The following is a 26,161-nucleotide window of genomic DNA, read 5'->3' on the forward strand; positions in this document are numbered from 1 at the left end:
ACCCTGCGGGATACGCCCGGCACCGGCACACCCTGCGGGATACGCCCGGCGCGGACACGCCCTGCGGGTCACGCCCGGCGCGGATACGCCCAGCGGGAAACACCCGGCAGCACCCGCACGCCCGGCAGCGATACGCCCGGCACGGGCGGACCCTGCGGGTCACACCCGGCGCGGATACGCCCTGCGGGTCACGCACAGCACCGCACGCCCGGCAGGGGTATGCGCACCCTGCGCGGACGCGCCTCCGGGCGGACGGCGCCGCGGCGCGGACGGGGCGGCATGGCCGGCGTTCCCACCGGGCGCCGCGGACGGCCGACAGGGCCGGGTTCCCGCCTGCCGCCACGGCCTGCCGACGCCGCCGGCCCCGTCCCCGTCACCTCGGATCGGAGGCCGTCACCGCGGCGGCGGCGCGGTCGTGAACCGCCGCCTCACGGTCCAACTTGCGCCGCAGATAGGAGAGATCCCCCAGCAGACCCGCCGCGGTCACCTCACGGCCCTGCCCGGTCCGCACCAGACGCGTCAGCGGCAGCGCTCCGATCTCGGCCCAGCACAGCCTGCCCTCCTCGTCCAGTCGGCTGCGCGTACGGCCCCGGTTGTCCGGATGCACGCAGTACGGGATGTCGAGATAACCGCGTTCGAAGGCCAGCAGCAGCGCGCGAGCGGGATCGGTGTGCAGGTTCAGCACCGCGTCGACCAGCGCCAGCGCCTCCGCGTACGTCTGCGTGTCCGTGTCCGGGGCGGGCACCGGCCGGACCGTCTCGGCCGCCCGCGCCGCGTACTCCAGGGCGGCCACGTTCTCCGCGATGGTGGGGATCCGCCGCGACTCGGCGACGGTCTTGACGATGAGCCGCTCGGAGCCGGTCCGCACCGCCAGTTCGGCGGCCTGGCCGAGCAGCCGGTACGCACCGGGCTCGGTGACCGGGTACGCCCCCATGTAGGCGTAGACGACCACGTGCCAGTCCACGTCGGGCAACAGCTCGGCGCACAGCCGGCGCAGCGCGAACACGGCCTCGGCGTCCTGGCCGGCGTGCGTCTGCTGGGCATAGCTCACCGAGACGCTGCGGCAGCCGTAGGCGCGGAAGAACAGCGCCTCCAGCACGCTGAGCGCCACCAGCTGGCTGGGCGGGCACAGTTGGCCCATCATGCAGCCGCCGAAGGTCTCCAGGTGCGGTTCGGCGCCCTGGTCACGCAGCCCGGAGAACAGTTCCGTGCACTGCCGCCAGGCCGCGATCGACTCGGCCAGCGGGGTACGCCCGTAGGGCAGGCAGTAGGACACGGGCCCGCCCTCGGTCGCGTCCAGGCCCAGCGCGATCAGCTTGCGGAAGATGTGCTGGGGCAGGGCGGATCCGTGCCGCACCTGTACCGGGAAGCCGGCGTCCCGGACACCGGCCAGCATCGCCCGGGTCGTGGCGTCGCGGTGGCTGACGATCGGGTAGCCGTTGAGCGGCAGGCCCTCGTGCCGGGCGTGGCGGATCGCGGCCAGATCGCCGACCCTGGTGTAACTGTCCAGGGTCAGTGTGCCGACGGTGTGCCCTTCGGCCGCCTTGGTGGCGGCCAGTCCCGCCCGCATCCGCTCCGGATCACCGAAACCCATCCGCGGCTGCACGACGAGAGCGCCGGCCTGCGCCCGCGCGCGGACGAAGGCGCCGAATCCCGGCTGCGTGTGGGCGGACCGTCTCGGTACCAGGGCCGTCACCGGGGTCTCCCCGCGCTCAGCGCCGGCTGCGGGGCGGGCGGGAGCGAGGCGACGAACGCCGTGAAGTCGGCCGCGTCCGAGGCCTGGTCGGGGAAGACCGCGTCGAAGCCCGCGGCCACCAGGGCCCGCGCGTGCCGGCCCACGTTCTCGTCGGACACCGTGAGCTTGCCGCCGATCACCATGGGCGTGGCGGCCAGTTCCGGGCAGGCGCGCAGCCGGGCGACCGCGCGCAGGCCGTCGGTGCGGCCGTGCCCGTTGACACTGCCGATGACGACCAGCGCCGGATCGATCCGGCGGCATTCGGCGACCAGTACGTCGTCCGGCACACAGGGCCCGAGGTTGACCACGCGGTAGCCGAGTTCCTCGATGACCAGCTGGAGATAGACCAGGTTCCACGTGTGCGCGTCGCTCGCCAGGCCCGACACCACCACGGTGCCCCGGTCCCCGGGGGCCGGGAACGTGCCCACGCCGACGATTTCCTTTTCCCGCTGTGCCACGGTTCTCCCTTGTGCATACGTGGGCGGCATCGCCCGGTGCTCGATCCGGGGGCCGGTTGCGGCGGCCGGGTCGGCACTCCGGGATCGAGGTGGTCGTGGGGAGCCGGGTCGGGCGTCAGGGCACCAGGCTCGTGACGGCCACGGGCGCTCTGCTGAATTCCATGCATTCTCTCTTGATGTTCTCGATCAGCATCAGAGTCGCGCGCGCCGATGACAGGATCATCTGTCCTTCTCGGGTCAGAGTGGTGCCGCCTGAATTCCGGGTGAACAGCTTGATACCCAAAGATCGCTCAAGGCATATGATCTGGTAACTTATTGCCGGTTGCGAGTATCCGAGCTTCTTGGCTGCGAGATCCATTCGGCCTATTTCGGCAATCGCGACAAAAGCGCGCAACTCGCGTTCGTGCATAATCGCCTCACAGTTAACAGATTATCAAGTGCCGAAACTTTAACATGCGATTCCTTGGCAGGGTACGGCGCTTGCAGGAAGCTGCCACGGCAGGTGTAAAACTGGATCTGTGGAGCTTTGCCTGGTCAGTGAGGTTTAGGTATTTCAGCCGACTGCGCGGCATGCGACATGCGCTTCCACGCATAGTCGGCATTGCCACGCAGCCGAAGTCGCCGAATTTCTGCATCGAGGTGGAGGAAGGGGACGAACTCGGTCCGGGATTTCTCAGAGATTTCCGGCGAAGAGGTCACCCGGACCCGGCGTCACCGCTCGCCGGCGAGGTCGAGATCGCCCGGGGCGGTCGGCGCGGCCGGGACGGTCGGCGTGGCCTCCGGCCCCTTGACGCTGCGCCACGGGTGGGAGAGGGGCGCGGACACCGGTCGCCACCACGGCTCCGCGGGCACCTTGCCCGCGGGTTCGAAGGGCTCCCCCGGCCGCGGGAGCGCCACTGCCTGTCCCGCCTCCTCGGCGGCGTCCTTCGTCCACTCGCCGGGCTCGGCCCAGGCGTGCGGGGCGAGGGTGAAGGTGCCCCAGTGGATCGGCAGCAGCACGCCGGACGGCGTGTACCCCTGCAGGTCGAGGTGGGCACGGACCCCTTCCTCGGGCGTCATGTGGATGTCCGGCCAGAACTCGGAGTACGCGCCGATCTGGATCATCGTCGCGTCGAACGGGCCGTGGTCCGCTCCGATCTGCCGGAAGCCGTCGAAGTAGCCGGTGTCACCGCTGTGGTAGATCCGGTGCTCCTCGCCCGCGACGGCCCAGGAGGCCCACAGGGTGTGCTGGGTGTTGCGCAGGGCCCGGCCGCAGAAGTGGCGGGCGGGGGTCGCGGTCAGCGTGAGCCCGCCGACCTTGGTGGCCTCGTGCCAGTCCAGTTCGCGCAGGCGGTCGGCGGACACGCCCCAGTGCTCGAGGTGGGCACCGACGCCGAGCGGCACGGCGAAGACGGTGTCCGTGCCGGCCAGCGCCTTGATGGTGGGCAGGTCCAGGTGGTCGTAGTGGTCGTGGGAGATGACGACGACGTCGACCGGGCCGAGCGCGGCCAGCGGCAGCGGCACCGGGTGCAGCCGGCGGGGCCCTGCGAAGGGGAACGGTGAGCAGCGCTCTCCCCACACGGGGTCGAACAGCACCCGCTGCCCGTCGATCTCCGCGAGGACGCTGGAGTGTCCCATCCAGGTCAGCCGCAGACCGGTGGCCGCGGGCTTCGCCAGGTCGGCGAGCGTGGTGGCGTGCATGGGTACGGTGCCGCGCGGGGCGCGGCGCCGGCGTTCGTCCTTGTCGAGGTAGCGCCTCGCGAAGGCCGGCGTCGAGCCGGAGGGCCGGGTCCGGGCGGGACCCCCGGGGTTCTGGAAGACGCCGTCCTTGAAGTGGGGTGATCTGCGGATGCGCGCCATGCGCTCTCCGCTGGGGTCGGCGCCGAAGGCTTCGGGCCGCAGTGCACGGAGCCCCGGGTTCGAAGGACGGAATCCTGCCACGCTACCTCCAGGTGGAGTCGGTCAGGCTTTCCATTATGTCGGGCCCCTCCGACGGCCCGGATGTCACACCGGCGCGCTCCCGTCCGTCGTACCGGTGCAGGCACCCGCGAGGTGCTCAGGGAACCGACGCAACTGGAGGTGGCCGCCATGGCCCGCGTCTCGCTCACCCCGCCCCGCACCCGCTTGTTCCGCCTCGTCGAGTGGTACAGCAGGCGCGTCTACGGCAAGGTGCTGGACCCCGCCCGGGCGCTCGCGCACAATCCGCGGGTCCTGTGGAGCGATCTGGCGGTTCGAGCAGTCGCTGGCCAAGTGGAACAGGCTCGACCCCGATCTGAAGGCGCTCGCCGAGATGGCGTCGGCCGCCGCCATCGGCTGCTCGTGGTGCATGGACTTCGGCTACTGGGTCGCCCGCGAGCACGGGATGGCACCCGAGAAGCTGCACGACGTCCCCGCGTGGCGGGACAGCGACGCCTACACGCCGCTGGAGCGCGACGTCCTCGCGTACGCCGAGGCCATGACGGCCACGCCGCCCACGGTCGACGACGACCTGGCCGCCCGCCTGCGCGACCGGCTGGGCGAGCCGGCCCTGGTCGAACTGACGGCGGTGGTCGCGGTCGAGAACCTGCGCTCACGCATGAACTCCGCGCTGGGTCTGACGAGTCAGGGCTTCAAGGACTCCTGCGAGGTCCCGGAATCCGCACGGGGCACGGACAGCGCGCCGACAAGGCACCCCGGTCCCGTCAAGGAGGCCGAGGGCCGGGTCTCGCCCTGACCACACGTGCGGCCCCGACGAGAGCGCCCCGCGCTGCTGGGGCCGAGGGCTGAGGGGCGGAACGAGCCTGGACGCCCGGGGCCTCCCGCAGCCACCGGAAGGCAGCCGTCACCGGCCCGGCGCGAGGGATGGGCGGCAGACGCGTCCGCCGCCCATCCCGGAAGCGCCGCCGGACGGGACGGCCGTGGGCCTGGGACGGCGGCCGGGCTCCCGCCCCACGGCCGGGCGACGGCCGTCACCGGCTCGGGCGCGGAGAGTGGGTGACAGCTGCCGCGTTCCGCCCTCGGATCCCGGCAGTGCCACCCCGCGTACGACCGCCCCACCGGACGAAACGGCCACCCAGCCGACGAGCGGACAGGCGGACCCCCGCGCCAAAGCCGGATGCGGCCCAAGCTCCCGCAAGCGGGGCCGGATGCGGTCCGGGCTCCCGTGAGCGGGGAGGCGGACGCGGGTACGTCCAGGCGCCAGGTCCGGGTGCGGGAGGCGTGGGGTCTCTGTGGGTTCAGGCCACCGAAGCGATTCGGGTCCTGATGGCGTCGGGGGACAGGGCGCCCTTGGCTGTCACGTCGTCGCCGGAGGACTCGCCGCGCAGTCGGCGGCCGATCCACGGCACCAGGTACTCGCGCGCCCAGTGCACGTCGTCGCGGCGGACCTCCAGCGTGCCGCGGGGCGGCAGCGGCGGCCAGGGCTGCTCCGGATCGGCCGGGACGTCGAGTCCGAGGACCTGGCCGGCGCGCAGCGCCACGCGCGTGTGCCCGTCGGGGGAGAGGTGCAGGCGGTCGCCGTCCCAGGCGCGGCGGTCCTGGACGGCCTTCAGCGACCACAGGTCGAGCACCGGGCAGCCGTAGCGGTCGGCGATGGCCCGCACATGCCCGTTGTACGTGGCGATCTTGCCGCGCAGATGCTTGAGCAGGGGCACGCCCCGCGTGTCGAAGCCGGTGGTCACCATGACCGTGCCCGAGACGGCGGCGAGCCTGGAGACCGCGTTCTCGAAACGCTCGGCCACGTCGTCCGGATCGGTGCCGGGGCGGATGATGTCGTTGCCGCCGGCACAGAACGAGACCAGGTCGGGGGCGAGTTCGACGGCCCGGGAGACCTGGTCCGCCACGATCTGGTCGAGCAGCTTCCCGCGCACGGCGAGGTTGGTGTACTGGAAGCCGCCCTCGGGCCGCCGGTCGGCGAGCAGGACGGCGAAGCGGTCGGCCCAGCCGACGAACGCCCCGTCGGGGCCGGGGTCGCCGACGCCCTCGGTGAAGCTGTCCCCCAGCGCCACGTACGACCCGATCACTGATCTGCTGTCACTCTTCGAATCGTCTGCCACGTCGGCCCATGATTCACCTTCGAATGTGACCTACGCGACCGTAGGAAGGGGTTGACGGTCGGTGAGAAAAGCCACTTCGACCGAGCGCGCCCGGTGGGAATAACGGGAATACACGGGCCTCTCAGACCCGCCGCAGCCGGACGACCGTCGCGTCGAAGTCGCCCCGCAGCCCGGTGCGCAGCCCGTGGTGCAGCAGCAGGGCACCCCGGTGCACTTCCCCGGTGTCCCCGCACGCGTACGACGCCGCCGGGTCCAGTCCGCGCAGCCGCAGCGCGGGCACGGGCTCGCCGTGGTGCTGCGCCTGGAGCAGGGCGAGGACGACGGTGTCGTCACCGAGGACGTACTGCACCGCGCTCAGCCCGCCCCGCGGGGCCCGCAGCCGGTACAGGTCGCCGCGCTGGACCACCGGCCGGATCTCCTTGTAGAGGGCGATCCACTCGCGGGCCTCGGCCAGTTCCTCCTCCGTCCACCGGGTGAGGTCGCCGCCCACTCCGAGCACGCCCGCCATGGCGCTCACGAAGCGGAAGCGCAGCGTGCTGGACCGCCCGTTGAGCATGGTGTTCGGGCTGTCGGTGACCCAGGCGGCCATGACCCGCGCGGGATGGATCTGGCTGAAGCCGTGCTGGATGGCGAGCCGGTCCAGCGGATCGGTGTTGTCGGAGGTCCACACCTGGTCCGTACGGGACAGGACACCGAGGTCGATCCGGCCGCCGCCGCCCGAGCAGGACTCGAAGGCGACGCCGGGGTGCGCGGCCCGCAGCCGGTCCAGCAGGGCGTACAGCGCCCGCACATGGTCGGTCCACAGCCGCTGCGGGTACGGCTCAACGGGCCAGCCCGCGTCGGTGAAGCAGCGGTTGAAGTCCCACTTCACATAGTCGATCGGGGCGCTGGAGAGCAGACCGTCCAGCCGCTCCCACAGATGCTCGCGCACGTCCTCGCGCGCGAGGTTGAGGACGAACTGGTTGCGGAACTCCGTCCGCGTGCGCCCGGGTTGGTGCTGCACCCAGTCGGGGTGCGCGCGGTACAGGTCGCTGTCGCGGTTGACCATCTCCGGCTCGACCCAGATGCCGAACCGCATGCCGAGGCCGTGCACCCGGTCGGCGAGCGGCTTCAGGCCGCCGGGGAACCGGTCGGGGTTGGGCCACCAGTCGCCGAGCCCGGCGCGGTCACTGGTGCGGGCGCCGAACCAGCCGTCGTCCACGACGAACAGTTCCACGCCGATCGCCGCCGCCCGCCGCGCGAGAGCCCCCTGCTGCTCCTCGGAGATGTCGAACCCGGTGGCCTCCCAGGAGTTGTAGAGCACCGGCCGGTCCCGGTCCGCGTCGGGGACGACGTACCGCCGCTGGTAGGCGTGCCAGGCACGGCTCGCGCCGCCGTGTCCGCCGTCGCTCCACAGGCCGGCGAAGACGGGGCTGGTGTACGTCTCTCCGGCCGGGAGCATCAGCAGCCCCGAGTCGTCGTGCCCGGCGCCACCGGTGATCTGGACGCGCGCGTCCGGGAGCTGGGCGACCGCGATCCGCCAGGAGCCTGACCAGCCCAGGGCGCAGCCGTAGACCTCGCCGTGCTCCTCGCCGGCGCCGGTGTCCAGGGCGACCCACGGCAGGTGCTGGTGGCCGGTGTGGCCGCGGCGGCTGCCGAGGACCTTCTCGCCGTAGGTGAGGCCGGTGCGCACCAGGCGGGACTCGGCGGCCCAGCGGCCGTGCAGCTGGGACAGCCGCCAGCCCTCGCGGTCGGGCAGGGTCCAGGTGGCGGAGTCGGCGCGCAGCACCTCCACGGCCTCGGGCCCCCGGTTGGCGAGGGTGACCCGGCGCTCGACGACGTCCCCGCGCATCCGGTAGTGGAGTGTGATGTCCAGCCCCGAGTCGTGAAAGAGCAGTCGCAGTTCGTCGCCCTCGGTCCGGTGCGCCCCGAAGGTCCACTCGGTGCCGCGCCGTTCGGCGGTGCGCACGGACAGCGCGGGCCGTACGAAGCGGGGGCCGCCCTCGACCGGGTACTCCTCGTGTCCGTCGAGCGGGGACTCGAAGGGCCGGGCGTTCGGCAGCGGGCGGGCGGCCAGGGCCTCGGCGTCGGCGAGGGTGATCCTCGGGCCCCAGTGCAGGTGGAGCAGTTCACCGCGCCCGGTGAGATGGACGGCGTAGCCGCTCGTGGGCCCGGTCAGCAGCCATGTGCGGCCGTCATCGGCGGTCTCCAGCATGTTCCGTCCCCCACAGGTCCGAACAGGTCCGCGCACGCACCGACATCATCGAGGCGCCCGGGCGCGGGGGCAACGCCCGTGGACAACCCCCGTTGCCCCGGGAAGCCATGTCGTATGGTCGAAGCCGTGCCCGCCGACGCGCCGTGACGGCGGGACCGAAAGGGAGGAGTCCCCGTGACGCAGCAGGTCCCCTCGACCGAACCCGAGCTGGCCGCAGTGCGCAACTTCCGTGATGTGGGCGGGCTGCCGACCGCGGACGGCCGGCGGGTGCGGCACGGGATGCTGTTCCGCAGCGGCCACCTCGCGCACGCGACCGACGAGGACGCGTCCTTCCTCGGTTCCCTGGGCCTGCACACGATCTTCGACTTCCGCAACGCGGCCGACGTCAAGTTGGAGGGTCCGGACGTCGAACTGCCGGGCGTGCGCCACGTGAACCTGCCGCTGAGCGACCCGGCGGACGGCGCCGAGTTCTGGAAGATGGTCCGCGACGGAGACCTCGACGAGTTGCGCTCCGTCCTGGACGACGGCAAGGGCGCGCACCGGATGATCGCGTCCTACCGCATGATCATCAAGGAGCGCACCGGCGAGCACTCCCGGGTGCTGCACGCGCTCGCCGAGGACTGTGTCCCGGTCCTGATGCACTGTGCGGCGGGCAAGGACCGCGCGGGCCTGTCGGTCGCCGTGACCCTTCTCGCCCTGGGCGTGGAGCGGGACGCGATCGTCGCCGACTACCTGGAGTCGAACGCCAAGCACCGCCGCTACAAGGTGCACCGCAGCGGTACCTCGGCCGCGGCCTACTCCCCCGAGGTCATGGAACTGCTCAGCCCCCTGTTCGAGGCGCGCGCCGAGTACCTGGCGGCGGCCCTGGAGACCATCGAGGAGACCTGGGGCGGCGTCGACTCCTATCTGGAGCGGGGACTGCGGCTGGCTCCCGAAACCCGGGAGCGGCTGCGCGAGCGGCTGCTGGACTGACGGGCCGTCACGTGGGCCGTCACTTGGAGCCGCCGACCGAGAACAGGAACCAGACGAACCCGGCGAAGAAGTGCCCGACGACGGTGTAGATGACGAGCCGGACCCACAGGGCGCGCGGGAACTTCTCTTCCAGGTTGCTCATGGCATGTCTCCGATGTGGGGGCCCAGGCACAGCGCGGCCGTGGGACTCTGCAACAGGGTGTGGACGAAGAGGAGCTCGACCCCGTCCGGGCTCTCGGCCGCGATGCGGTGCGGGGTCAGCGAGTCGAAGTGCGCGCTGGTGCCCGGCACGAGCAGGTGCGTGGCGTCCCCGAGGCGAAGCCTGAGGTGCCCCTCGAGGACGTACAGCCACTCCTCGCCGGGGTGTACGCGCACGATGTCGCCCTGGGAGCCGTGCGGGACACGGACCCGCAGGGCCTGCATCCCTCGGCCGGACGCGCCGGCCTGCCAGTACGTCCAGCCGCCGGCCCGCGTCGGCTCCATGTCCTCGGCGCGCACGACCGCGTCCCGGTCGGCGACGTTCTCGCCGAGCAGTTCGGAGACGGTCGTACCATAGACGCGGGCGAGCGCGAGCAGCATCGGCAGCGAGGGCTGGCGCTGCCCGGTCTCCAGGCGGGAGAGGTGGGCGGGCGACAGTCCGGCGGCGCGAGCCGCGGCCTCCAGGGTCAGTGCGGCACGGCGGCGCAGCGCCCGCAGTTGCGGCGCGACGGCGGGCAGGTCCTCGGCCGGCCCCGCCGAGGGCTGGGACTCTGGAGAGTTCATACCTCCATTCCAGCGCCACTTTGCCCCTAAGGCAAATTCCTTGCCTCAGAGGCAAAGCCCGGGTCCGGCTCCGCTCACCGGTTGGCGACGGCCTGCTTGACCAGCGTCTTTCCGAAGTCCCACATCAGCCCGCCGCCGTGCGCGTCGTCCATCACGGCGGTGAAGGCGTCCACGAACCGGTCGACCTCCGCCTCCCCGATGACCAGCGGCGGGATCAGCTTGATCACCTCCAGGTGGTCGCCGGAGACCTGGGTCAGGATACGGTGCCGTTGCAGCAGCGGGACGACCACCATCTGCGCGAACAGTCCCTTGCGGGCCGCCTGGAGCATGGTCCAGCGCCCACGCAGTTTCAGCGACCTCGGCCGGCCGAACTCGATGCCGATCATCAGGCCCCGGCCGCGCACGTCGGCGAGCAGCTCGTACCGGTCGGTAAGCGCCGCCAGCCGGGACTTGAGCAGCTCGCCCGTGGCCCGCGCGTTGGCCACGATCTGCTCGTTCTCCATCACGGACAGCACGGCCAGCCCCGCCGCCATGGCCTGGGCGTTGGACCCGAAACTCGCCGAGTGGACCAGCACCCGGTCGATCGAGGAGTAGACCTTCTTGAAGATCCAGTCCCTGCCGAGGGTCGCGCTCACCGGCACATATCCGCCGGACAGGGCCTTGGCCACGCAGACCAGGTCCGGCTCGACCCCGTCCTCGTGCTGGTAGGCGTAGAAATCGCCGGTGCGGCCCAGGCCCGTCTGCACCTCGTCGGCGATGAGCAGCGCCTTGTGCCGGTGCAGCAGCTCCTGCGCGGCGCGCAGCCAGCCGGGCGGGGCCTCGTGCACGCCCTTGCCCTGGATCGGCTCGACGATCAGGGCGGCCACGTCGCCCTTCCTCAGCTCCCGCTCGAGCGCGTCGAGGTCGCCGAGCGGGACGGCGGTGTCGGGCAGCAGCGGGGCGAACCCGTCCCGGAAGCCCTCCTCGCCGTTGACGGACAGCGAGCCGGCGGTCAGGCCGTGGAAGGAGTGCTCGCAGTACAGGATCCGTGGCCTGCCGGTGGCGCGGCGGGCGAACTTCAGCGCGGTCTCCACCGCCTCCGTGCCGCTGTTGCCGAAGAACGCCCGGTCCAGGTGCGGGCTGTGCGCGAGCAGCCGCTCGGCCAGCAGCCCGGGCAGCGGCTGGCAGTCGAAGCGGGTGAGGTCGGCGAGCTGGGCGTCCAGCACGTCGTGCAGCGCCTTGCGGACGACGGGGTGATGGCGGCCCAGGCCCATCACCCCGAAGCCGGAGAGCATGTCCAGGTAGTCGTCGCCCTCCGCGTCCCAGAAGTACGCGCCCTCGGCCCGCTCGTAGACCTTGTCGAAGCCGATGGTGTGGAGCATGCGCGGCAGTTGGTGGTTGAGGTGCCTGGCGTGCAGCTCGTAACGCTCGGCGCCGCGCTCGGACAGCAGGGCGCCGAGGTCGAACTCCGTGGTCATTCGGTTGTCTCCTTGACTGCCATGACGGCCCCGGCGCCCTCCTGCGCCGGGATCGTCCCGGCCTGCTCCCGCACGGCCAGGCTCGCGCCGATCCGTCCGGCGACCTCGACCGGGGTGAGCCCGATGTCGGCCAGTACCTCCCCGCGCTTGGCGTGCGCGAGGAACTGTTCCGGGATGCCGAACCTCCGTACCGGTACGTCGACCTCGGCGTCACCGAGGGCCAGGGCGACCGCGGCGCCGACACCGGCCGCACGGCTGTTGTCCTCGACCACGGCCACCAGCCGGTGCCCGGCGGCCAGGCCCGGCAGCGCCGGATCGACGGGCTTGACCCAGCGCGGGTCGACGACGGTGCAGCCGATGCCCCGCGCCTGGAGCAGTTCGGCGGCCTGGAGGCACACCGGCGCCATCACGCCGACGGCGACCAGCAGCACGTCGGACCGCTCCGCCCGGCGCAGCACGTCCATGCCGCCGACGCGGCCCGTGGCCTCGATCCGCGGGCCGGCCGACTCCTTGGGGAAACGGACCAGGGTCGGCGCGTCGTCGACGGCGACGGCCTCGCGCAGCTGGGCCCGCAGCTGGTCGGCGTCACGCGGCGCGGCGATCCTGAGGCCGGGTACGACCTGGAGGACGGACATGTCCCACATGCCGTTGTGGGAGGGCCCGTCGACGCCGGTCACTCCCGCCCGGTCCAGGACGAAGGTGACCCCGCAGCGGTGCAGGGCCACGTCCATCAGGAGCTGGTCGAAGGCGCGGTTGAGGAAGGTGGCGTAGACGGCGACGACCGGGTGCAGACCGCCGGTGGCGAGCCCCGCGGCCGAGACGACCGCGTGCTGCTCGGCGATGCCCACGTCCCACACCCGGTCCGGGAAGCGCTCGGCGAACTTGCCGAGGCCCACCGGGTGCAGCATGGCGGCGGTGATCGCCACGACGTCTTCCCGCTCCTCGCCGATCCTCACGATCTCGTCGCCGAACACGGAGGTCCAGGACGGCCCGCCGGCGGGGGTGAGGGGCTCACAGGTGAGCGGGTCCATCACGCCCACGGTGTGGAAGTGGTCCTCCTCGTGGGCGAGGGCGGGTTCGTAGCCGCGGCCCTTCTCGGTGAGGCAGTGGACCAGGACGGGGCCGTGGAAGCGTTTGGCCCGGCGCAGCGCCGACTCGACGGCCTTGATGTCGTGTCCGTCGATCGGGCCGAGGTACTTCAGCCCCAGGTCCTCGAACATGCCCTGCGGTGCGAAGGCGTCCTTGAAGCCCTTCTTCGCGCCGTGCAGCGACTCGTAGAGGGTGTTGCCGACGACCGGGGTGCGCTGGAGGACGTCCTTGCCCCAGGCCAGGACCTTCTCGTATCCGTCGGTGGTGCGCAGGGTGGCCAGATGGTTGGCGAGGCCGCCGATGGTCGGCGCGTAGGACCGCTCGTTGTCGTTGACGACGATGATCAGCGGCCGGTCCCTGGCGGCCGCGATGTTGTTCAGCGCCTCCCAGGCCATGCCGCCGGTCAGCGCGCCGTCCCCGATGACGGCGATGACGTGTCCCTTCTCGCCCTGCACCTGGCGGGCCTTGGCGAGTCCGTCGGCCCAGCCGAGCGCCGTGGAGGCGTGGCTGTTCTCGATGACGTCGTGCTCGGACTCCTCCCGTGCCGGGTAGCCGGACAGCCCTCCCTTGCCGCGCAGCTTGGAGAAGTCCTGACGTCCTGTCAGAAGTTTGTGCACATAACTCTGGTGACCGGTGTCCCACAGGATCCGGTCGACCGGCGACTCGAAGACCCGGTGCAGTGCGACGGTGAGTTCCACCACGCCCAGGTTGGGCCCGAGGTGGCCACCGGTTCTGGCGACCGCTTGCACCAGGAACTCGCGTATCTCGTCGGACAGTTCACCCAGTTCCGCCTCGGACAACGCCTTCAGGTCGCGTGGTCCCCGGATGCTCTCCAGAATGGTCACGCTGGGCCCCCTCTCGGTCCGTGCCGTACTTCAACCCACTGTGACTGTCGGCGTCCCCGTGCCGGTGCGGCCGCCGGAAGCGGCGTCGTCGTTCCCCATCTGCTCGGCGATCTTCATGGCCTCCTCGATCAGGGTCTCCACGATCTTCGACTCCGGAACGGTCTTGATGACCTGCCCCTTGACGAAGATCTGCCCCTTGCCGTTGCCGGAGGCGACCCCGAGGTCGGCCTCACGGGCCTCACCGGGACCGTTCACGACACAGCCCATGACCGCGACGCGCAACGGCACCTCCATACCGGTCAGACCCGCCGTGACCTCCTCGGCCAGCTTGTACACATCGACCTGGGCCCGGCCGCAGGACGGACAGGAGACGATCTCCAGACCACGCTGACGCAGATTCAGCGACTCCAGGATCTGGATACCGACCTTGATCTCCTCGACCGGCGGCGCGGACAGCGACACCCGGATGGTGTCGCCGATGCCCTCGGAGAGCAGCGCACCGAAGGCGACAGCCGACTTGATCGTGCCCTGGAAGGCCGGACCGGCCTCGGTCACGCCGAGGTGGAGCGGGTAGTCGCATTGGGCGGCGAGCTGCCGGTAGGCCTCGATCATCACGACCGGGTCGTTGTGCTTGACCGAGATCTTGATGTCCCGGAAGTCGTGCTCCTCGAACAGGGACGCCTCCCACAGCGCCGACTCCACCAGCGCCTCCGGAGTCGCCTTCCCGTACTTCTGCAGCAGCCGCCGGTCCAGGGAACCCGCGTTCACCCCGATACGGATCGGCGTCCCATGGTCCTTCGCCGCCCTGGCGATCTCCCTCACCTTGTCGTCGAACTGCTTGATGTTGCCCGGATTCACCCGCACCGCCGCACAGCCCGCCTCGATCGCCGCGAACACGTACTTCGGCTGGAAGTGAATGTCCGCGATCACCGGGATCTGCGACTTCCGCGCGATCGTCGCCAACACGTCCGCGTCGTCCTGCGTCGGACACGCCACCCGCACGATCTGACAACCCGAAGCCGTCAGCTCCGCGATCTGCTGCAAGGTGGCGCCGACATCCGACGTACGCGTCGTCGTCATCGACTGCACCGACACCGGCGCGTCCCCGCCCACCGCCACGGAACCGACCTGGATCCGGCGCGACGCGCGCCGCTCGGCGATCGGCCGGGCCGGTACCTCGGGGACGCCCAGGGGAATGGCCGTCATGGCGTCAGTCCCGGTTTCCGGAGACCGTCTCGCGCATGGCGCGCAGGGACTCCTTCAGCGATCCCATGGTGGCCAGCACGGCGGTGGGCTCGTAGCCGCAGTGCGCCATGCAGTTGGCGCACCGCGGGTCCTTGCCCCGGCCGTACTTGTCCCAGTCGGTGTCCTCGATGAGTTCCCGGTACGTCGGCACGTACCCGTCGCTCATCAGGTAGCAGGGGCGCTGCCACCCGAACAGCGAGTAGTTCGGGATCGCCCACGCGGTGCACGGGAAGTCGACCTTGCCCTCGAGGAAGTCGAGGAACAACGGCGAGTGGTTGAGCCGCCAGCGGCGCCGGTTGCCGCCCGCGAAGGCCTTCCTGAACAGCTCCCGGGTCTGCTCCACGCCCAGGAAGTGCTCCTGGTCGGGCGCCTTCTCGTAGGCGTAGGCGGGCGAGATCATCATCTCGTCGACCTTGAGGTCGTCGTTGAGGAAGTTGAGCACCTCGACGACGGTCTGCGGGGTGTCGGTGTTGAAGAAGGTGGAGTTGGTGGTCACCCGGAAGCCGCGCCGCTTGGCCTCCTTGATGGCCTCCACCGCCTCGTCGAACACGCCCTCCTTCGCCACCGACTCGTCGTGCCGCTCCCGCAGCCCGTCGATGTGCACCGCGAAGGCGAAGTAGGGGGACGGCTTGAACTTGTCCATCTTCTTGCGCATCAGCAGCGCGTTGGTGCACAGGAAGACGTACTTCCGCTTGGCCACCAGCTGCCGTACGATCTCGTCGATCTGCGGGTGCATCAGGGGCTCGCCGCCCGCGATGGACACCATCGGCGCACCCGACTCCAGTACCGCGCCCACCGCCTGGGCGACGGGCATGCGCTGCTTGAGCACTCCGGCCGGGTGCTGGATCTTGCCGCAGCCCTCGCACTTGAGGTTGCAGGCGAAGAGCGGCTCAAGCTCGACGATCAGCGGGAACTTGTCCCGCTTGCGCAGCTTCTGTTCGGCCAAGTATGTGGCGACTTTGACGGACTGGCGCAGCGGCATGGCCATCTGGCTCACCTCCTGGGGAGCAGCACGTTACGGTGCCATTCGAAAAAAGTCGGCAGGACGGAACGAAGAACGCGGAAGGCTGATATTCCACCGCGGACCGTACCGATGCGGACGAGTTCATGCTCTGGAGCGTCCACGACCACCCGCACGGCCGCAACAGGGCGCACGCCCGAGCGCACGGCGCTCAGTAGCGTGGCCGCCGACTCCATGTCGACCGCGATCGCCCCGGTGGCGCGCAGATCGGACCGCTCGGGTCCGCGCACGACGTGGTCGGAGCCGGTCAGCGGCCCGGTGTGCACGGTGCGCCCGGGCAGGGTGCGGGTGAGTTCCTTGACGAGCAGTTCGGTGCCGACGCAGGGGACGGTGCCGCGCGGGTCCCGGGTCTCCTCGGCGACGACGAGGTCACCGGGATGCATGCCCGGGGCGAGTCCCGCGCAGAAGCCCGTGGCGAGCACCGCGGCCCGGTCCAGCGGCGGGCCGGCCAGGACCCGGGTGACGGAGCGCTCCGCCGCCTTGGGTCCCATGCCCGTCCGCAGGACGGTGACCGGCCCGTCGGCCCCGCCGCGGTCACCGGCGCGCAGGGCGAGACGCTCGATGCCGAGCGCGCAGGCGATCAGCAGCGGAGCCGGTCCGGGCCGTGTGCTCATCAGCTCCCCTTGACCTCGGCGCCGGGTCGCTCGGCGAGGGGATCGGTGGTGGGGAGACGGCCGGCGAAGGGCTCGCCGTGCACGTACCGGCCGAGCGCGGTGAGCGGGAAGACCTGCCGGTACAGGTGGTAGTTGATGGAGAAGTCCCACGGGAAGCCGGTGCCGGTGAAATACGGCTCGTCCCAGGAGCCGTCCTCCCGCTGGGTGGCCGCGAGCCACTCGACGCCGCGCTCGACGGCCTTGGAGTCCTTCTCCCCCGCCGCGAGCAAGGCGAGCAGGGCCCAGGCGGTCTGCGAGGCGGTGGAGGCGCCCTTGCCGCTCCACTCCTCGACGTACTGGTAGGAGCGCAGGTCCTCGCCCCAGCCGCCGTCGTCGTTCTGCACGCTCTCCAGCCAGATCACCGCGCGGCGGACGGCCGGGTGGGAGCCGGGCAGGCCGGCGGCCGTCAGGGCGGGTACGACGGACCCTGTGCCGTAGAGGTAGTTGACGCCCCAGCGGCCGAACCACGAGCCGTCCGGCTCCTGTTCGGCCAGCAGCCACTCGATGCCGCGCCGGGTGCGCGGGTCGTGGGTCATGCCCTCGGCGGCGAGCATCTCCACGACGTGCGCGGTGACGTCCGCCGACGGCGGGTCGATCACCTCGCCGAAGTCGCAGAACGGCAGCCGGTTGGGAAAGGGGCTGGTGTTGTCGACGTCGAAGGCTCCCCAGGCGCCGTTCTTCGACTGCATCCCGAGGTTCCAGCGCACCCCGCGCCCGATGGCGTTGTCCATCCGCTCCGGGTCGTGGTGCCTGACCCGGCGCAGGGCCAGGACGACCTCGGCGGTGTCGTCGATGTCGGGGTAGTTGTCGTTGTGGAACTCGAACGCCCAGCCGCCCGGCGGCAGTCCGGGACGGCGCACCGACCAGTCGCCGGGCCGGACGATCTGCTCGCCCAGCATCCAGTCGGCGGCCTTGACCAACTGGGGGTGGTCGGAGGGCAGTCCGGCGTCGGCGAGCGCGATGGTGGCCAGGCAGGTGTCCCACACCGGCGACTGGCAGGCCTCGATCATGCGGGCGCCGTCCTCGCGCCGCACGGCGTAACGGTCCAGCGATTCGAGGCCCGCCCGCATCACCGGGTGTTCGAGGTCGTAGCCGAGCAGGTACAGGGCGATGACCGAGTACACGGCCGGCGGCTGGATGCCGCCCCAGCAGCCGTCGTTCTCCTGGCGCTCGATGATCCAGCGGGCGGCCGACTTCATGGCCGCCTCGCGCACTCTGCGCACGGCGACGGAACGGTAGCCGCGCACCACCATGTCGAGCCGCTGGAACAGGCCGTCCCAGGTCCTGGCCGGGGCGAGCGCCCGCGGCGGACGGGGACTGCCGGGGTCGGTGTGCAGCTCGTCGAGCGGGAACGGGGCCGGACGCACCGGGCGCTTGGCCGAGACGATGGTCAGGGGGACGATCGTCTGCCGCGCCCAGCACCCGAAGTTGTAAATGTTGAGCGGGAACCACTTGGGGAACCAGATGAGCTCGGGCGGCAGTTCGGGCAGGTCCTCCCACTTCCACCAGCCGAACAGGGCCAGCCAGATCCGGGTGAAGACGCGGGAGGCCGCGATGCCGCCCTGTGCGCGGATCCAGGCGGAGGCCCGGGCCATGTGGGGCTCGTCCGGCGCGTCGCCGGCCAGCCGGAGGGCGACGTAGGCCTCGATGGTGGTGGAGAGTTCGCCCGGGCCGCCGTAGAAGGTGGCCCAGGTGCCGTCCTCGCGCTGCTCACCGCGGATGAACAGCGCGGCGGCCCGGGTGGTGTCCTCTTCCAGGATGCCCAGGAACTGGCGCAGCAGCAGGTCCTCGGCGTCCATGGTGACGTTCGTCTCGAGGTCGCCCTTCCACCAGCCCTCGGCGTCCTGCTGGGCGAGCAGGAAGTCGGTGGCCCGCCTGACGGCGGCTGCGGCGGCTTCTTGTACCCCGGCCGTCTCGGGGGTGCTGAGTACGGTTTCACTGGCCGCGGCAGCGCGGGACGGCAGTGTCGCCCCGGTGCTTCCGTCGGTCGTCGCTGTCATGGCTTCCCCTTCGTGCAGTCGTGCAAGTCGTGCTGCTGTGGGTCCGCCGTCGGCCGGTGCCTGAAACCTCCTTGCTGCACCGGCCGGCGACTACGCGAGGCTGGTTCGACCGATAGTGATCATCTCTTTCGTACGACGACGAAGTCGGCGAGTGCCGTGAAGGCGGCCCGTACCTGCTCGGGCATGCCGACGGCGTCGAGGGCTTCGATGGCGATGGTGTGCTGACGGCGCGCCTCCTCGGCCGTCCACTCCCGGCCGCCCGCCTCCTCGATGAGGGCGGCGCGGGCCGCGAACTCCTCCTCGGAGAAGTTCGCGAAGTCGCTGCTCTTGGCGTCGGCGGCGAGGATCTCGCCGAGCCGCTCGGAGGCCGGGCCGCCCGCCGCGAGCGCGGCCACGACCGGCAGGGACTTCTTGCGCTGGCGCAGATCGCTCCAGGTCTGCTTGCCGGTGGCGTCCGGGTCGCCCCAGATGCCGAGAAGGTCGTCGACGGCCTGGAAGGCCAGACCGAGGTGGTACCCGTACTTCTCCAGCGCGTCGGCCGTGCGGTCGTCCGCGCCGCCGAGGACCGCGCCGACGGAGGAGGCGCAGGCGAGCAGGGCACCGGTCTTGTTGCCCTCCATCTCCAGGCACTCCGCGACGCTGACCCGGTCGCGGTGCTCGTAGGAGATGTCCTGCGCCTGACCGTCGATCAGCGCGCGGGTGGCGGTGGTCAGCCGGCGGGCGGCACGGCCGGCCTCGACCGTGCCGAGCTCCAGCAGCACCTCGTTGGCCAGGGCGAACAGCGCGTCGCCGACCAGGATGGCCTGGGCGGGGCCGTGCACCTTCCAGACCGTGTCGCGGTGGCGGCGCTGTTCGTCGCCGTCCATCAGGTCGTCGTGCAGCAGGGAGAAGTTGTGGACGAGCTCCACGGCGACCGCGCCGGGCACACCGGCCTCGGGCGCGGCCCCGGCGACCTCGGCGGAGAGCACGGCCAGGGCAGGGCGCACGGCCTTGCCGCCGTCCCCGCGTGCCGGGTTGCCCTCGGCGTCGATCCAGCCGAAGTGGTAGGCGGCGACGGTGTCCATGGGGGGCGCCAGGCGGTCGACGGCCGCCCGCAGTACCGGCGTGGCCAGGGTCCGGCCGCGCTCCAACAGCGCGGTCACGTCCACCGCAGTCCTCCGAGCGGCCGTCGAGGCCGGGGGCACAGTGGGCACAGTCTCTCCTCTTGTTGCGGTGCCGGAGGTGCGGGGGCCCGCCGCGGGCTGCTGATCGAACGTCATGCCGCCGCCTCCTCGATGGCGAAGAGACGGCTCGGGCGGGGCCGGCCCAGGGCGCTCAGCGCGGCCTCGGCCGCCTTCACACCGCTGCGGACCGCACTCTCCATGGTCGCGGGCCACCCTGTGGCGGTCCACGCTCCGGCCAGGTACAGGCCGGGGGCCTTGGTGCGGGCGCCTGGCCGCAGCCGTCCGACGCCGGGGGCCGGGGCGAACGTCGCCGTGCGCTCCCGGGTCACGAAGAAGTCCTTCACCTCGGCACCGCGCGCACGGGGCAGCAGCCGCCTCAGTTCGGGCAGATAGCGCTCGCGCAGCACGGCGACCGGCGCGTCGATCTCGTCCTGCGCCACCGACTGGGACACCGCGAGGTACTGACCGTGCTTCAGGCCGGCCGCCTCGGTGCGGTCGAAGACCCACTGCACGGGCGTGCCGATGGCCGCGAAGAACGGCGCGTTCAGCACCGTGCGGTCAAAGACGACATGGGCGTTGAGGATGGGCGCGGTGCCGATCCTGAGCAGCCGGTCCGGCGCGTCCAGGGCGCCGGCCGGCAGCAGGCCGTGCGCCTCGCGCTGCGGTACGGCGAGGACGACCGCGTCCGCGACCAGGCTCTCGCCGGCAACCTGAACGTTCCAGCTCCCGTTTCCGTTGAGGGAGACGGAGGTGACGCGTGTTCGGACCTCGGTACGCACGCCCGCGGAGTCGAGCGCCCTGCGGGCCAGCCGGTCGTGCAGTTCGCCCAGAGGGACGCGGGCCCAGCCGATGTCGGCCGCGCCCGGGTCGGACAGCAGTCCGGTCTTGAACACCATCGCGGCGAGCCCCAGCGAGGAGTCGCCCGCGACCGCGTTGAGCGTGGCGACCCCGACCAGGTCCCACAGGGCCTCGACGGCACGCGCCGACTGGCCGTGCTCGGTCAGCCAGCTGCCGAAGTCCTGTGCGTCCAGGGTCGGATCGGTGAGGTCGAGTCCCTTGAGCGCGAGCGCGGCGCGGCCCACCCGGACCCGCTCGGCCAGCGAGAGGTGCGGGTAGGTGGCGAGGCTGCGCCCCAGGTGCAGGGGTACGGGCAGCGCGTCGCGCCGCAGTGTGCCGAGCCGCCGGCCCTCGGGTCTCGCGGCGTCGACGACGGGCACCTCCAGCCGGTCCTGCAACGGGGCGAGCGCGGCGCCGCCGATCCGGTCGAGGAACCACCGGTAGGCGGTGCAGCAGCGCAGGTACACGTGCTGTCCGTTGTCGATGGTGAGGTCGCCGCGCTGGAAGGAGAAGGCGAGCCCGCCCAGGCGGGGTCTGCCCTCCAGCAGCGTCACGCGCATTCCGGCGTCGGCGAGCGCGAGCGCGGCGGTGAGGCCGGCCAGGCCGCCGCCGACCACCACGGCATGCCGTCCGGCCGGTCCCGAGGCGTCCGTGAGCGGTCCGTCCCGCCGTGTGCCGTCGGTCATCGTGCGCCCTCCCCTGTGCGTCCGCCGCGGTGAGCGGGTGCCTCGCCGGCGACCGTTGCCGTCAGGGACGCCGCCCGGCATCGGAGGGTTGCCCGCCGCTTCCCGCCGGTGACCTCACCGTGCGGTGACATCGCCATCAGGCACGCCTCCTGACGGTCTGCCGGGACACGTACCGGGCGTCGAGGCCGGACAGGCCGCGCACGGCGACGTACGCCTTCTCGTGTCCGGGCAGCGAGACCCGGCCGCGCAGCACGGCCTCCGGCTCGCGCTCGATGCGGTCGAGCAGGCGGCGGTAGATGCCGGCCATGGCGGCGACGCACGCGCCGCTGCGCCGGTCCAGCAGGGGCAGCAGCCGGTAGCCCTCGGCGAACAGGGCGCGGGCCCGCCGCACCTCGAAGTGCACCAGGCCCGCGAAGTCGGAGCCCTCCGGCGGCGTCGGCCCGTGGAACCCGGCCGAGCAGCCGAACTTGGCGAGGTCGTCGGCGGGCAGGTAGGTGCGGCCGCCCTCGGCGTCCTCGCGGACGTCTCTGAGGATGTTGGTCAGCTGCAGCGCGAGCCCGAGCGTGTCGGCGTACTCGGGAGCGCGTTCGGCGCCGCGCGCCCCCGGTTCGGTGCCGAACACGCCGAGGGAGAGCCGCCCGATGGCCCCTGCCACACAACGGCAGTACGCCTTCAGGTCCTCCCAGGTTTCGTACGTCTCGCCACGGACGTCCATCAGGACGCCGTCGATGAGTTCGTCCAGGCCGCCGAGCGGGATCGGGAAGACCCGGGCGGCGTGGCTGAGGGCCACGGCCACCGGGTCGGTGTCGTCGTCCTCGACCTCGCCGTCGCGGACCCGGCCGAGCAGCGCCCGGGTGTCCTCCAGACGGGTGATCTTCACGTCGTGAGCCAGCGTTCCGTCGCCGATGTCGTCGACACGCCGGGAGAACGCGTACAGCGCCGACATCGCCCGCCGTTTGGCCGTCGGCAGCAGTCTGATGCCGTAGGCGAAGTTGCGGGCCTGCTGTCCGGTGACGGCCTCGCAGTAGCTGTAGGCGGCGAGTACCGGCGCGGACACGTGCTGTTCCGGCTCCACGGCCCGGATCACCCCTCTCCTCGCAGAGTCACGCCCACCTCACGCAGCAACCGGGTCTTGCCGGGCTTGGGCGGGCCGGGAAGTACGTCGTATTCGGCGGCGGCGATCGCGTGGACCGCCGCCCTTCCCCCCGCCACGAACCCCGCGAGCAGCAGTTTCAACCTGCCGTGGACGCTACCCACCAGGGGGGCGCCTTCATTCAGCAGACCGCGGGCGCGTTCCGCTTCGTACGCGACCAGTGCGCGCACCGATGCGCCCGCGGTGGGCGCGGCGAGATCCGACTCCTGCACGTGGAAACGTTTCATGTCGGCGGCGGGAAGATAGATGCGGTCGCGTCCGAGGTCCTCCTTGACGTCCTGGAGGTGCTCGACGATCTGCAGGGCGGTGCAGACGGCGTCGGAACGGCGGATCCGCTCGGGGGTCGAGGTGCCGGTGACGGCGAGGACGAGGCGGCCGACGGGGTTGGCGGACAGTTCGCAGTAGGCGAGGAGGTCGTCGTAGGTCTCGTACCGCGCGACGAGCTGGTCCTGGCGGTTGGCGGCGATCAGGCCGAGGAACGGCTCGGGGGTCAGCGATCTGCGGCGCACGGTGGGCTGGAGCCGGCGCAGCAGGGGGTGGCGCGGGGTGCCGTCGAAGACCCTGCGCAGATCGGCCTCGAAGGCGTCGAGGAGGACCAGGCGGTCCTCGGCCTCGCCGGGCGACACGCCGAGCAGCCGGGCGTCCGCGCCGCCGGGGGCCAGGTCGCCGTCGCCGATGTCGTCGACGAGGCGGGCGAAGCCGTAGACGGCCATCAGATCGACGCGCCAGGCTCTGGGCAGGAAGAACGGTGCCACGGGGAAGTTCTCACCCGCGGCCTTGTCGAGGGTGGCGCGCTCGGGGTCGCGCGCCGTCGGCGTTCGCGTCATCGTCCACTGCCCGGTACGGGGACGGCACCTGCTGCGTTGAGCTGGGGAGTTTCCGTCGCCATTGCCGTCACATCTCCCGTTCTACACTGCCGACCCAAGACACACTATTTCGGACACGCCGCCCGGCCGTCCGCGGGGCGGCGTCGGCGGAGGGTGTCGCGCATTATCTCCCCACTTGCCGCTTTCCGGGACCGGTACAGCTTACGTTGTACAACGCGGCGAGCCGCGCGGGGGGTGCCCCGCACATCACAACAACACACCAATTGGTGTCAAGATTCCTCAGGACGGCGCGAGTTGACACATCCTTTGCGGACGAGGGGCCCCACCGGACGCGTTCCGGCGGGGCCCTGGCGCCTGCGGGCTACTTGCCCGTGAACTTCTCGTACTCCTTGAGCACCTCTTCGGTGCGGCCGTCCATGCGCAGTTCGCCGCGCTCCAGCCACAGCACCCGGTCGCAGGTGTCGCGGATCGACTTGTTGTTGTGGCTGACCAGGAACACCGTGCCGGCCTCCTTGCGCAGCTCCCGGATACGCGCTTCGGACCGCGTCTGGAACCTGCGGTCGCCGGTGGCCAGCGCCTCGTCGATCATGAGGACGTCGTGGTCCTTGGCGGCGGCGATGGAGAAGCGCAGCCGGGCCGCCATGCCGGAGGAGTACGTGCGCATCGGCAGCGTGATGAAGTCGCCCTTCTCGTTGATGCCGGAGAAGTCGACGATCCCCTGGTAGCGCTCCTTGACCTGCTCGCGCGACATGCCCATGGCCAGTCCGCCCAGGATGACGTTGCGCTCGCCCGTGAGGTCGTTCATCAGCGCCGCGTTCACACCGAGCAGCGAGGGCTGGCCGTCGGTGTAGACCCGGCCCTTCTCGGCGGGCAGCAGGCCGGCGATGGCGCGCAGCAGCGTGGACTTGCCGGAGCCGTTGGAGCCGATCAGGCCGATCGCCTCGCCGCGGTAGGCGACGAAGGAGACGCCCTTGACGGCGTGCACCTTGCGCACGCCCCGCGCCGCGTCGTCGGAGCCCCGCTTGAGGATGCGGCTGAGCGCGGCGGTGGCGCTGCCCTTGCCGGACTTGGCGCCGTTGACGCGGTAGACGATGTGCAGCTCGTCCGCGATCACGGTGGGCACGTGCGGCCCGCTGTCGCGCATGTCCTGGTGGTGGTCCCGGTCAGCCACGGCCGTACCTCTCCTCAGCCTTCCAGAAGTACACGAAGCCGCCGACGAAGGCGAGCACGGCCCAGCCGAGGGCTCCGGCCCAGACGTGCGGCGGCAGATGCGAGGAGTCGTAGCCGTCGATCAGCGCGAACCGGATCAGGTCCATGTAGATGGCGGCGGGGTTGACCTGCATCAGCCGGATGATCCACTCCGGCTTCCCCGCGAGCATGCCGCTGAGGGAGAACATCACGCCCGACGCGTACATCCAGGTCCGCGTGACGAACGGCATGAGCTGGGCGAGGTCGGGGGTCTTGGCGCCCAGCCGGGCCATGATCAGCGCCAGCCCGGTGTTGAACAGGAACTGCAGCGCCAGCGCCGGCAGGATCAGCAGCCAGGACAGGCCCGGGTAGCTGCCGAAGGCGATGACCACGAGGAACAGCACGATCATCGAGTACAGCAGCTGCTGGAGCTGCTGGAGCGCGAACGAGATCGGCAGGGAGGCACGCGGGAAGTGCAGCGCGCGCACCAGCCCGAGGTTGCCGGAGATGGCGCGGACGCCGGCCATGACCGAGGTCTGGGTGAAGGTGAACACGAACACCCCGGTCACCAGGAACGGGATGTACGTCTTCTTGTCCAGGCCCCGGGTGGCGTGGATGAGAACGCCGAAGATGAAGTAGTACACCGCGGCGTTCAGCAGCGGCGTCGCCACCTGCCAGAGCTGGCCGAGCTTGGCCTGGCTGTACTGGGCGGTCAGCTTCGCCTGGGAGAAGGCCAGGATGAAGTGGCGCCGCCCCCACAACTGCCGGATGTACGCCCCGAGCGGGGGCCGGGCGCCGCTGACGGACAGCCCGTACTTGTCGGCGAGCTGGGCCGGGGTAAGACCCTCGTCGGGCGACGGAGCCGCGCCGAGGGCGACGCCGCCGTCATGCGTTGTCTCACTCACTAGTGGAAACTTTCGTCTTCGAGATGCGCTGCCAGTGCGGATGTACGGCCGTGGCTCGAGCACCGGCCTGGTGGCGCCGCGTACTCGGGGGAACGATCTTGTCAGATGACCGGCGGCCGGCCCAGTCGGGTGAGTCGCCACACCGTACGCCACTTCATGGGCCGGCGCGGCCCACAGGGTGTGGCCCAGCCCTCCCGGAAGCCGCCGACCCAAGCCTTCAGGGCCGGACGCGACGGGCGGCGGGCGAGGGTGAGCAGCAGCCACACCCCGAGGTAGACCGGGACGAGGAGCACCGGGAGGTTGCGGCGGGCCAGCCAGACCCGGTTGCGGGCGACCATGCGGTGGTAGACCGCGTGCCGCGAAGGCGCGGTCGTCGGGTGGTACAGCACCATGTCGGACCGGTAGTCGATCATCCAGCCCGCGTCGAGGGCCCGCCATGCCAGGTCGGTTTCCTCGTGCGCGTAGAAGAATTCGTCCGGCAGGCCGCCGACTTCCGCGAAGACCTTGGTGCGGACGGCGTTCGCGCCGCCCAGGAAGGTGGTGACCCGGGAGGAGCGCATCGGGTCGGCGGCGCGCAGCCGCGGCACGTGGCGGCGCTGGGTGACGCCGGTGTCGGGGTCGGCGATGCGGAAGCTGACGATGCCGAGCCGGTCGTCGGCGGCGAAGGCCCGGCGGCACAGCTCGGCGGTGTCGTTCCGGGCGAGCAGGCCGTCGTCGTCGAGGAACAGCAGGATGTCGACGTCGCCGCCGGCCGGTCCGAAGGCCTCGATGCCGACGTTGCGGCCGCCGGGGATGCCGAGGTTCTCCGGCAGCTCGACGGTCCGGACGCCTTCGGGGACGTCCGGGACGGGCGAGCCGTTGCCGACGACCACCACCTCGACCCGGTCGCCGTCCTGCTTGGCGACCGAGTCGAGCAGGGCCCGCAGCTCCTCGGGCCGATTGCCCATGGTGATGATGA

24 protein-coding genes are annotated in these 26,161 nt (G+C 71.4%); 2 read left to right on the plus strand and 22 right to left on the minus strand.

What is annotated here, in order from left to right; all coding sequences use genetic code 11:
- Positions 1-373: 373 nt before the first annotated feature.
- The 4 genes from TNCT6_RS02905 to TNCT6_RS02920 form a co-directional block, all read right to left on the minus strand.
- On the minus strand, positions 374-1,696 hold the full coding sequence (locus TNCT6_RS02905) for a methylaspartate mutase (RefSeq protein ID WP_172632783.1): 1,323 nt from the start codon (positions 1,694-1,696) through the stop codon (positions 374-376).
- Positions 1,693-2,193 (minus strand): cobalamin B12-binding domain-containing protein, encoded by a 501-nt coding sequence (locus tag TNCT6_RS02910; protein WP_253266009.1) that lies wholly within the window; start codon positions 2,191-2,193, stop codon positions 1,693-1,695. Before TNCT6_RS02910 ends, TNCT6_RS02905 begins: the two co-directional genes overlap by 4 nt.
- A 115-nt stretch (positions 2,194-2,308) precedes the next feature.
- Positions 2,309-2,602 carry a LysR family transcriptional regulator gene (locus tag TNCT6_RS02915; RefSeq protein WP_141356250.1) on the minus strand — a complete coding sequence of 98 codons (294 nt, stop codon included), beginning with the start codon at positions 2,600-2,602 and terminating at the stop codon, positions 2,309-2,311.
- Between the two features lie 302 nt (positions 2,603-2,904).
- Positions 2,905-4,113 (minus strand): MBL fold metallo-hydrolase, encoded by a 1,209-nt coding sequence (locus TNCT6_RS02920; RefSeq protein WP_141356252.1) that lies wholly within the window; start codon positions 4,111-4,113, stop codon positions 2,905-2,907.
- Here TNCT6_RS02920 and TNCT6_RS02925 point away from each other — a divergent pair.
- Entirely contained in the window at positions 4,031-4,885 is an 855-nt protein-coding gene (locus tag TNCT6_RS02925) for a carboxymuconolactone decarboxylase family protein (protein ID WP_308789460.1), read from the plus strand. The two genes, TNCT6_RS02920 and TNCT6_RS02925, sit on opposite strands and share 83 nt — an antisense overlap.
- 502 nt (positions 4,886-5,387) lie before the next feature.
- Here the strand turns inward: TNCT6_RS02925 and TNCT6_RS02930 are convergent.
- Both TNCT6_RS02930 and TNCT6_RS02935 read right to left on the minus strand, forming a co-directional pair.
- Positions 5,388-6,173 carry an SGNH/GDSL hydrolase family protein gene (locus TNCT6_RS02930; protein WP_141366002.1) on the minus strand — a complete coding sequence of 262 codons (786 nt, stop codon included), beginning with the start codon at positions 6,171-6,173 and terminating at the stop codon, positions 5,388-5,390.
- A gap of 154 nt (positions 6,174-6,327) precedes the next feature.
- Positions 6,328-8,400 (minus strand): alpha-galactosidase, encoded by a 2,073-nt coding sequence (locus TNCT6_RS02935; protein WP_141356254.1) that lies wholly within the window; start codon positions 8,398-8,400, stop codon positions 6,328-6,330.
- A gap of 174 nt (positions 8,401-8,574) precedes the next feature.
- On the opposite strand from TNCT6_RS02935, the gene TNCT6_RS02940 reads away from it, so the two are divergent.
- Positions 8,575-9,372, plus strand: a complete 798-nt coding sequence (locus TNCT6_RS02940; RefSeq protein ID WP_141356256.1) for a tyrosine-protein phosphatase — start codon at positions 8,575-8,577, stop codon at positions 9,370-9,372.
- Between the two features lie 19 nt (positions 9,373-9,391).
- Here TNCT6_RS02940 and TNCT6_RS02945 read toward each other — a convergent pair whose 3' ends face one another.
- The 16 genes from TNCT6_RS02945 to TNCT6_RS03015 all read right to left on the minus strand — a co-directional run bounded on the left by TNCT6_RS02945 (position 9,392) and on the right by TNCT6_RS03015 (position 26,150).
- On the minus strand, positions 9,392-9,514 hold the full coding sequence (locus tag TNCT6_RS02945; protein WP_141356258.1) for a DUF6126 family protein: 123 nt from the start codon (positions 9,512-9,514) through the stop codon (positions 9,392-9,394).
- The gene (locus tag TNCT6_RS02950; protein WP_141356260.1) at positions 9,511-10,134 is read right to left on the minus strand and encodes a helix-turn-helix domain-containing protein; all 624 of its coding nucleotides are present in this window, start codon (positions 10,132-10,134) and stop codon (positions 9,511-9,513) included. The genes TNCT6_RS02945 and TNCT6_RS02950 overlap by 4 nt, the downstream gene beginning before the upstream one ends.
- Before the next feature lie 74 nt (positions 10,135-10,208).
- Positions 10,209-11,591, minus strand: coding sequence for an aspartate aminotransferase family protein (locus tag TNCT6_RS02955; RefSeq protein WP_141356262.1), 1,383 nt, complete (start codon positions 11,589-11,591; stop codon positions 10,209-10,211).
- Entirely contained in the window at positions 11,588-13,525 is a 1,938-nt protein-coding gene (gene dxs, locus TNCT6_RS02960; RefSeq protein WP_141356264.1) for a 1-deoxy-D-xylulose-5-phosphate synthase, read from the minus strand. Before dxs ends, TNCT6_RS02955 begins: the two co-directional genes overlap by 4 nt.
- Before the next feature lie 30 nt (positions 13,526-13,555).
- Complete coding sequence (gene ispG / locus TNCT6_RS02965) at positions 13,556-14,731, minus strand: flavodoxin-dependent (E)-4-hydroxy-3-methylbut-2-enyl-diphosphate synthase (protein ID WP_141356266.1); 1,176 nt, start codon at positions 14,729-14,731, stop codon at positions 13,556-13,558.
- Positions 14,732-14,735: 4 nt separating this feature from the next.
- Entirely contained in the window at positions 14,736-15,758 is a 1,023-nt protein-coding gene (gene hpnH, locus TNCT6_RS02970; RefSeq protein WP_141356268.1) for an adenosyl-hopene transferase HpnH, read from the minus strand.
- Positions 15,759-15,763: 5 nt separating this feature from the next.
- Positions 15,764-16,405 carry a 1-hydroxy-2-methyl-2-butenyl 4-diphosphate reductase gene (locus TNCT6_RS02975; RefSeq protein WP_141356270.1) on the minus strand — a complete coding sequence of 214 codons (642 nt, stop codon included), beginning with the start codon at positions 16,403-16,405 and terminating at the stop codon, positions 15,764-15,766.
- A complete protein-coding gene (shc, locus tag TNCT6_RS02980; protein ID WP_141356272.1) occupies positions 16,405-18,444 on the minus strand; it encodes a squalene--hopene cyclase in 2,040 nt (679 codons plus the stop codon). The genes TNCT6_RS02975 and shc overlap by 1 nt, the downstream gene beginning before the upstream one ends.
- Before the next feature lie 119 nt (positions 18,445-18,563).
- The gene (locus tag TNCT6_RS02985) at positions 18,564-19,628 is read right to left on the minus strand and encodes a polyprenyl synthetase family protein (protein WP_172633173.1); all 1,065 of its coding nucleotides are present in this window, start codon (positions 19,626-19,628) and stop codon (positions 18,564-18,566) included.
- A gap of 71 nt (positions 19,629-19,699) precedes the next feature.
- Positions 19,700-21,130: a hydroxysqualene dehydroxylase HpnE gene (hpnE, locus tag TNCT6_RS02990; protein ID WP_141356276.1), complete on the minus strand. Its 1,431-nt coding sequence runs from the start codon at positions 21,128-21,130 to the stop codon at positions 19,700-19,702.
- Positions 21,127-21,267, minus strand: a complete 141-nt coding sequence (locus TNCT6_RS42010; RefSeq protein ID WP_373996144.1) for a DUF6380 family protein — start codon at positions 21,265-21,267, stop codon at positions 21,127-21,129. Before TNCT6_RS42010 ends, hpnE begins: the two co-directional genes overlap by 4 nt.
- Positions 21,267-22,217: a presqualene diphosphate synthase HpnD gene (gene hpnD, locus TNCT6_RS02995; RefSeq protein WP_141356278.1), complete on the minus strand. Its 951-nt coding sequence runs from the start codon at positions 22,215-22,217 to the stop codon at positions 21,267-21,269. The genes TNCT6_RS42010 and hpnD overlap by 1 nt, the downstream gene beginning before the upstream one ends.
- Positions 22,214-23,110 (minus strand): squalene synthase HpnC, encoded by an 897-nt coding sequence (hpnC, locus tag TNCT6_RS03000; RefSeq protein ID WP_141356280.1) that lies wholly within the window; start codon positions 23,108-23,110, stop codon positions 22,214-22,216. Before hpnC ends, hpnD begins: the two co-directional genes overlap by 4 nt.
- A 361-nt stretch (positions 23,111-23,471) precedes the next feature.
- Positions 23,472-24,254 carry an ABC transporter ATP-binding protein gene (locus TNCT6_RS03005; protein ID WP_172633174.1) on the minus strand — a complete coding sequence of 261 codons (783 nt, stop codon included), beginning with the start codon at positions 24,252-24,254 and terminating at the stop codon, positions 23,472-23,474.
- A gap of 19 nt (positions 24,255-24,273) precedes the next feature.
- On the minus strand, positions 24,274-25,203 hold the full coding sequence (locus TNCT6_RS03010) for an ABC transporter permease (RefSeq protein ID WP_141356283.1): 930 nt from the start codon (positions 25,201-25,203) through the stop codon (positions 24,274-24,276).
- A gap of 101 nt (positions 25,204-25,304) precedes the next feature.
- The gene (locus TNCT6_RS03015) at positions 25,305-26,150 is read right to left on the minus strand and encodes a glycosyltransferase family 2 protein (protein WP_141366007.1); all 846 of its coding nucleotides are present in this window, start codon (positions 26,148-26,150) and stop codon (positions 25,305-25,307) included.
- Positions 26,151-26,161: the final 11 nt, after the last annotated feature.

It is taken from the genome of Streptomyces sp. 6-11-2 (assembly GCF_006540305.1).
Lineage (GTDB): Bacteria > Actinomycetota > Actinomycetes > Streptomycetales > Streptomycetaceae > Streptomyces.